Source organism: Hyalangium sp., from assembly GCF_035629615.1.
In the GTDB taxonomy this organism is placed as follows: Bacteria; Myxococcota; Myxococcia; order Myxococcales; family Myxococcaceae; genus Hyalangium.
Map to the genome: position 1 here is coordinate 1 of NZ_DASPHO010000219.1, position 7,427 is coordinate 7,427.

Annotated in this window: 5 protein-coding genes and 1 pseudogene; 5 read left to right on the plus strand and 1 reads right to left on the minus strand. The window is 67.2% G+C overall.

The features are described from left to right. Positions 1 to 644 (minus strand): annotated as a pseudogene (locus VD972_RS11140) (hypothetical protein); the annotation flags it as partial. A gap of 152 nt (positions 645 to 796) precedes the next feature. Here VD972_RS11140 and VD972_RS11145 point away from each other — a divergent pair. The 5 genes from VD972_RS11145 to VD972_RS11165 all read left to right on the plus strand — a co-directional run. Then, positions 797 to 2,641, plus strand: a complete 1,845-nt coding sequence (locus VD972_RS11145; protein WP_324985077.1) for an ATP-binding protein — start codon at positions 797 to 799, stop codon at positions 2,639 to 2,641. Between the two features lie 113 nt (positions 2,642 to 2,754). Then, positions 2,755 to 4,665: a serine/threonine-protein kinase gene (locus VD972_RS11150; RefSeq protein WP_324985080.1), complete on the plus strand. Its 1,911-nt coding sequence runs from the start codon at positions 2,755 to 2,757 to the stop codon at positions 4,663 to 4,665. A gap of 163 nt (positions 4,666 to 4,828) precedes the next feature. Then, the gene (locus VD972_RS11155) at positions 4,829 to 5,524 is read left to right on the plus strand and encodes a hypothetical protein (RefSeq protein ID WP_324985083.1); all 696 of its coding nucleotides are present in this window, start codon (positions 4,829 to 4,831) and stop codon (positions 5,522 to 5,524) included. A gap of 5 nt (positions 5,525 to 5,529) precedes the next feature. Beyond that, entirely contained in the window at positions 5,530 to 6,288 is a 759-nt protein-coding gene (locus tag VD972_RS11160; protein ID WP_324985085.1) for a TadE family protein, read from the plus strand. A gap of 29 nt (positions 6,289 to 6,317) precedes the next feature. After that, a partial coding sequence (locus tag VD972_RS11165; RefSeq protein WP_324985088.1) for a hypothetical protein occupies positions 6,318 to 7,427 on the plus strand: 1,110 nt, incomplete at its 3' end.

Here is a 7,427-nt window from a genome sequence, read left to right on the forward strand (position 1 = left end):
TGGAGGAAGTACTTGCCCATCAGGTCCTGCTCGCGTGCGGCCCGCAGCGCTGCCTCCGCCTTGGAGATGAGGTAGCGGGCCAGCATCGTGCCCGCGCCTCCCCCCAGCACCATGAACGCTGCGCGCGCCAGGGCCGGAGCCGGAGGAAAGTACAAGGGACTCTCAGCGGGCATGGACGGGAGGACGAAGAAATAGATCGCGAGGAACTGTCCGGCGGCAAGCACCCCGGACCACAGCGGCAGCCAAGGGATGGCTCGCAGCGCCGTGGCGACCACCAGCACCCCCAGGCAGAAGTGCTGGGCGGGCATCAGCAGATAGAGCGGGCCCCCCGACCAGGCCGCGATGGCCAGCATGAGGCCGAGGACGGTGACCTCGAGCGTCACGTTGGCCCAGACGATGGCTGGGTGGAACCAGCCGCGACCGATAACCCACCGGATCGTCACCCCATAGAGGAGGCCGCCCGCGAACAGGATGTGGAGCGGATACAGGACCGAAAGCTCTTTCTGGGTCAAGAACATCGCGAGGCCGGTGGCGAGGCCCAGCAGCGATGCGGCGATCCAGAGCCTCATGATGGCCCGCTCGCGAGCGGGAGCATCGGCGCGCAGGTAGGCAGCCAGCCCTGTCGGGGGTACGGAGTCCGCCATGGGGAAAGAGGATCCCATCTTCGCATGATCCCGGGGGAGAAGGGGGGGACCTGCTCAGGAACTGTATCGGGAATATGCTGCGGGCAGAGCCTGCTTCATGGGCACGCGGGTTCAGGCTGAGGGAAGCCGGGACTCTCGAGGGGGATGGGCGCATGCATCGAAACCTGCGGGCGTGGTTCCTTCAACGCCTGGACTCGCTGCTCACGCCAGAGCAGCGGCGGCTGCCACCCGATGAGCTCAGCCGGCTCCGAGTGCTGGTGGGCGCGGCAGCGCTCAACTTCGCGCTGGCCCTGCTGAACATGTTCGGTCCGGAGGCTCCGGCCCACGGCACCCTCTTCCGAGCCGCGGGGATCTTCTTCTCGGCCAGCTACTTGAGCACGCTGATCCTGGTGCGCCGGGGCAAGCCGATCCGGATCCCGGCGATGCTCCTGTGCTCGACGCTCGCCGTGGGGCTCTTGTTCGGCACCCACCTCATGGGGACACAGCAGGCGGCCACCCACGCAGCAAACATGCTCGTGCCCGCGCTGGCAGTGTATCTGCTCGGGGCCCGCTTGGGGTTCCTCTTCGCCGCCCTGATGGCGCTCAATGCGCTGTTCCTCCAGCCGCTCTCCATGGTGGGCTACGAGCTCGGCCACCCGCTCTTCGTGACGGAGGAGGCGAGGATCATGGCCTTCTTCGCCGCCGTGTCCCTCTTCACGGGCTGGGTCCTGAGCTGGCTCCACAGCGCCGCGCGTGGGGAGGCCCACGCGGCGCTTCGGGAGAGTGAGGGCCGGCTGGTCAGCCTCATCGAGAGCACCGACGACCTGATCTGCTCGATGGATGCGGAGGAGCACATCCTCACGGCCAACCAGGCGGTGAAGAGGCTGCTCCGCCAGAGCACGGGGGGGGAGCCGGCTCGGAGCGAAGTCCTCATTGGCCTGCTCCTCCCGGAGCGGCAGGCTTTCTGGAAGGAGCAGTTCGCGCAAGCGCTGGCCGGACAGCACCGGCGCTTCGAGGTGAGCACCTCGGTCGAGGGCAAGCCACTGGTGCTGGACATCTCCCTCAACCCCATCACCGGGAAGGGAGACAGACCCGTGGGAGTCACCCTCTTCGGACGCGACATCACCGCTCGCAAGGAGGCCGAGGCTCGGCTGGGAGAGCTGCACCGCAGCCTGCTGGAGGTGTCACGTCAGGCCGGCAAGGCGGAGATCGCCACGGGCGTACTTCACAACGTGGGCAACACGCTCAACAGCGTCACCGTGTCCGTGGGACTGGTGGCCGAGCGATCGCGCGGCATGCGGCTGTCGAGAGTGGCCAGCGTCGCCGCGCTGCTGGACGAGAACGCGGGGAACCTGTTCACCTTCCTGACAGAAGATCCGCGAGGCCAGCAGCTGCCCGCCTATATCCGCGGACTCTCCCAGCAGCTCTCTCAGGAGCAGCAGGCGCTCATCGCCGAGGTGGACGCTCTGCAGAGCGGAGTGGACGCCATTCGAGCAGTGGTGAGCATGCAGCAGGAGCATGCTCACTCCGTGGGCATGCTGGAGCAGGTGATCGTCCCCCAGCTCATCGACGATGCGCTGCGCCTGCAAGGGGCGTCCTTGGAGCGCCCGGGCATCCAGGTGCGGACGGAGTATGCCTCGGTGCCCACAGTGCGAGTGGATCGGTACAAGCTCCTGCAGATCCTGACCAACCTCCTGACGAACGCACGGCATGCGCTGGAGGAGAGCTCCCGCACGGACAAGCAGCTCACGGTCCGGGTGGGACACTCTCCCGAGGGGTGGCTGCACGTCGAGGTGGAAGACAACGGGGTGGGCATTCCCCCCGAGAACCTGTCACGCGTCTTCACCCAGGGCTTCACCACCAAGGAAGCGGGGCATGGCTTCGGCCTGCACCTGAGTGCCTTGGCCGCCCTGGAGCTGGGCGGCTCCCTCCACTGCCGCAGTCCAGGGAGGCAGCAGGGCGCCGTCTTCATCCTCGAGCTGCCGCTGGAGGCCGTGCAGCAGGAGGCCCAGGGCTGAAGGGGAGGAGCTGCCGCCATGAAGGGGGCAGCCCCTCGTAGCCCCCTTGCTCCTCGGCCAACCTTCTGGGTGCAGGTGGAGGAGAGGACCCGGGAGGGTACGATGGCCGGCGAATGCCGCTACAACCTGGAGAGCAGTTCGGCCGCTATGAGCTGGTAGCCCACCTGGGACGCGGAGGCATGGCCGAGACGTACCGCTCCCGTCTGCTGGGAGCCGCGGGGGTCACCAAGCCCGTGCTCATCAAGAAGGTTCTTCCCGAGCACGCCAGCAACCCGGACTTCACCGCGATGTTCATCCGCGAGGCGCGCATCTCCGCCACGCTCTCTCATGGCAACATCGCCCAGGTCTACGACTTCGGTTGCATCGACGGTGAGTACTTCTTGGCCATGGAGTACGTGGACGGCCAGCCCCTGAACCGCGTCCTCAAGCGCGCGCTCCATGCCGGGCTCTCCCTCCTTCCCCTCCCCGTGGCGCTCTTCGTCTGCAGCGAGATATGCCACGGTCTGCACTACGCCCATGCCCGCGTGGACGAGCAGGGCCAGCCGCTGGAGATCGTCCACCGGGACATCTCACCGGACAACGTCCTCATCAGCTATGAGGGGCAGGTCAAGATTGTCGATTTCGGCATCGCCAAGGCCCGCGAGCCGCATGGCTCCGCCACCGAACCTGGAGTGGTGAAGGGCAAGTTCCTGTTCTTCTCGCCGGAGCAGGCGCGAGGCCAGCAGGTGGATGCGCGCACGGACGTGTGGTCCACGGGGGTAGTCCTCTACAGGCTGCTGTGTGGGCGGTTGCCTGTCGAGGGACCTCAGTATGCGGCGCTGCCACGGCTCGCGAGGGGCGAGTTTCCTCGCCCACGCGTGCTGAATCCCGAGCTCCCGATGGAGCTGGATGCCGTCGTGATGAAGGCGCTGGCGGTGAAGCGGGAGGCTCGCTACGAGTCCTGCCTGGCCCTCGGTGACGCGCTGGTGGCGCTCCTCTCCAAGCTCACGCCGCGCTTCTCGGCGATCTCCCTCAGCTACTTCATGCGGGAGCTGTTTCGTGAGGATCTGAGTGCTGAGGGCCGCCAGCTGAAGGTGCCTCCCGCATTCCAGGAGCAGCTCACCCAGTGGCGTGAGGGAACCGCTGCGCCTCCCGAGTTGTCGCCGGAGCCTCCCACACCGCCGGAGCCTCCCGCACCGCCGGAGATCCAGACGGACACCGAGCATGAGCGGGTGAATCGTCCCGCTTCCCGCCTGGGGTTGCTCCTGGGCGTGGGAGTGGGCTCCGCGGTGCTCGGGGCCGGGCTCGCCTTTCTGCTCGTCACCCTGCAAGGGCCAGCCTCTGAAGTCCCACCCGAGACTTCGCAGGTCGAGCCCATGGCGCCCAGGGCTGCGGAGCCAATCTCCCATGGGCATGAGCGAGCTTCGCCCCCCGCATCGCTCTCCCCGGCGTTGGAGCTACCTGCTCCGGTGCCGCCGGCCGTACCGGCTCCCCGAGCCGTGCCCGAGGCCCGGCGGGCTCCGCTGGCAGAAGCTGCGTATGCGAGAGCCACCAAGGCCCTCATGCGAAAGAGTCTCCGCGAAGCTGCGAGCCAGGGGGAGCTGTGCCTCCTGCATGCTCCTCAGGACGCTGAGTGCTTCCTGCTCGCCGGGGATGCCTATGCTCAGCAGAAGAAGGGGGAGCAGAAGGCCGTGGACCGGTACACGGCCTTTCTGCGCCTCGCGCTGGCTCACCCGCGCACGGCCGAGATCCGGCTGACCCTGAGACACCTGGAGGCCAGTCTGGCGCTTCAGGAGGGCTCCCGTCTCTTTCGGGAGAAGCACTTCGAGGAAGCTCTGGTCCGTGCCACGCGCTGCATCGCGCGCGAGCCTGCCAACGCTGCATGCCACCTCCTCGCTGGAGGGGCCGCGGCCGCGCTGAACCAACCCGCGACGGCTGCCGAGCACTACCGCAGGTTCGTGGAGATGGCTCCCGACCACAAGCTGGTGCACAAGATCAGGGCCACCCTGGCTGCTTACGAGCAGCAACAAGCCAGAGCGCCGTAATCATCCCCGGTGCTCGCGAGCCGTTCCCTCGTCTGGAGGACCACCAGTCCACTCAGCGCTGCTCGGCCGCCTGTTGTTGTGTGATCGCGACTCGCGGTACCTCTCGCAGTGCGAAGTGTCACACGCTGCGCTACGGGTGCGAGCGCCGCACATGAGGACAGGCATGGTGAGAAGCGTTGCGCGAGCCTGTTGGCTCGTAGGGATGCTGGTGTGGGCTGCTTGTGGTGGGCCCGCGGATGGCGACGGCGGCGGGGATGGGCAGGACCCAGGTAATGCCTCACGCCCCGGCATTGGCCGCTCGACGGCAGCCCCGGTAGGCACGCCGTATGTGCTGCCTGGCGGCGTCGAGCTGCTCCAGCCCATTCCTGGCTACGACGGCGACTGCATCCCCATGGAGCAGCAGTCGCAAGAGGAGAAGGGCAGCGGCGCGCTCGTGCGGCTGTGCGTGGCACTGCGCAACACGGCGTCGACTCCCGTTCGTGTGGAGCTGCCCGCGGGGCTCATCTTCGTCTCCGACGAGCTCACCACCCAGAACGGTCTGCTCGTCCAGGGTGTGCCCTTGGAGGTGCCGGCCCAGCAGACGCTCTACATTCCCCTCCACCTCTACTGCCTCAACGAGGAGCGGGCCCCCTCGAGCCCGTGGGACACTTTCACGCTGGGGCCCGTCACCCAGGATCCACGGCTGCGTGAGCTCATCTCCTTGGTCGAGGGCAAGTTCCTCCCCGTCCCGGGGCTCACGGAGGTGCAGGCCGCCGTCTCGAACATCACGGATGGCTCCGGCCTCACCCCCCAGGACCGTGAGAGCCTTCGCTCCCTGCCGGCCCTTGGCGCCAACCCCGCTCCTCGACTGGAGCGGTGAGGCCCATGGGGTGCACGAAGAGCCGCTCACGAGGTGAGGCGGAGTCGGGTCAGGCGGCCATCGAGGCCGCCATCATCCTGCCTCTCTTCGTCTTCCTCATCCTCGGCACGCTCCAGCTCGGACTGATGCACCAGGCCCGGCTGATGACGAAGTACGCCGCCTTCAGGGCCGTGCGCGCGGGCTCCCTGCACAACGCTCGCAAGGACGACATGGAGCGCGCGGCGCTCGCAGCCGTGCTCCCGCTGCTGAGTGAAGGGCGCGGCGGCGGGGAGTACATCCAACCCATCACCCGGGCGGAGGACTTCCAGAGGAAGTGGGGAGCGCAGGGCGTGAGCAGCAACACGATGCCCGACACGAAGCTGCCCTACGTGGACGTGACGCTCTGCGGCCCCACCCGCCGAGAGGTCTCGGCAGGCGCGCGGGAGCTGGACTTCGATGATCCGCGATTCGCCGCCAGCGACGGCTGGCGCGCGAGCCACCGCACCAAGCTGCGCATCCAGGTGACACTCCACTACCGGATGCCCATCCCTTTCGCCAACTGGGTCATCCACTCCATCGCGCTTCAGCGGGAGCTCCCCTGGCTGATGCGGATGGGCCGGCATGAGCGCCGGCCGCACGGCTTCGACTCGAGGTACGAGGCGGCCGCTGACAAGGGTGTCTACATCCTCCCCATTCGTGCGGCCTACACCATGCGGATGCAGTCCAACCTCTACACCTCCGAGCTTCCCGAAGCGAACGCATGCCTCACGACCAACCGCTATTGAAAAGACGACGGGTTGCCGGACAAGCACTGGTGCTCGCCGCGCTCTCCCTGTTGCTGCTGGCGTTGATGGTGGCGCTGAGCTTCAACCTCAGCCATGCGCTGCGCGGCAAGACTCGCTTGCAGCAGCACAGCGACGCGTTGGCCTACTCCATGGCCACCCTGGAGGCGCGCTCGCTCAACTACTTCGCCATCAGCAACCGAACGATCGCCGCGTCCTATGTGGCGATGAACAGCGTGCACGCGTCCATGGCCGCTGCCAGCGTCACGCCGGACATGTTCAGCGCGGCTCAGAGCAACTTCTACCAGATCGCCGCCATGGAGGCGGCGCAGTGCGCGCCGTGTCCCAAGTCGCCTTCAGCCTGCAAGCACTGCCCCCACGTCCTCCAGGCCGTGCGGATCGGCGGGCGGTTCGGCCAGGCGTCGTCGCAGCAGCTCTCGAAGGTGAGCAATGTGGAGGCGAAGTTCGTCAAGTCGGTCAAGTCCCTGGATGTGATGATGGACACGCTCCATCGCTCGCAGAAGGCGATCTTCGCCCAGACCACCGAAGCGCTCGCCACCGGTACCGCGCATGGACTGGAGCGGCTCCAGAAGACCAACGCGCCGAAGGCGACAGCGCTGAATGGAGCGGTGGGGGCGCTCAACGCGGCCGAGTTTTCCTGCGCCATGGATGGGATGCCCTGCAAGGTGACTGGCCGGCCCGAGGACACGCCTCGGGAAGACCGCGCCAAGGAGCTGGTCGAGAAGGCCAACGTGAGCCGCACGGACTGGATCGCCAACCGCGGCAACCCCCGCATCCCGAAGTACCTCCACCCTGACTTCCTGGAGCGGCTGATGCGGAGCATTCAAGGCGAGGGCTCTTCCATCCCCCAGTCCCACACCGGCACGGCGAAGACGGTCCAGCGGCGAGGCCGGGCGGCCCTTCATCAGGGACAGTCACAAGACAACACCGGGCAGGTGATGTCCGCGGACGAGCATGGGCAGCTCTTCAGCCAATGGAAGCACGGCATTGGGCGATCCACCTATGAGGCGCGCATCTCGTCCGATGCGAACGGCGGAGAGCACACCCCTCGCCGGGCCCACTCAGGGACGCATGATCAGTTTCAGGGCACGTACACCCAGGAGCTGGTGAGCTGTGCACAG

What these genes read in the sequence shown, in the direction of transcription:
- VD972_RS11145 (WP_324985077.1), top strand. Translation starts at nt 797, where the DNA reads ATGCATCGAAACCTGCGGGCGTGGTTCCTTCAACGCCTGGACTCGCTG.
- VD972_RS11150 (WP_324985080.1), top strand. Translation starts at nt 2,755, where the DNA reads ATGCCGCTACAACCTGGAGAGCAGTTCGGCCGCTATGAGCTGGTAGCC.
- VD972_RS11155 (WP_324985083.1), top strand. Translation starts at nt 4,829, where the DNA reads ATGGTGAGAAGCGTTGCGCGAGCCTGTTGGCTCGTAGGGATGCTGGTG.
- VD972_RS11160 (WP_324985085.1), top strand. Translation starts at nt 5,530, where the DNA reads ATGGGGTGCACGAAGAGCCGCTCACGAGGTGAGGCGGAGTCGGGTCAG.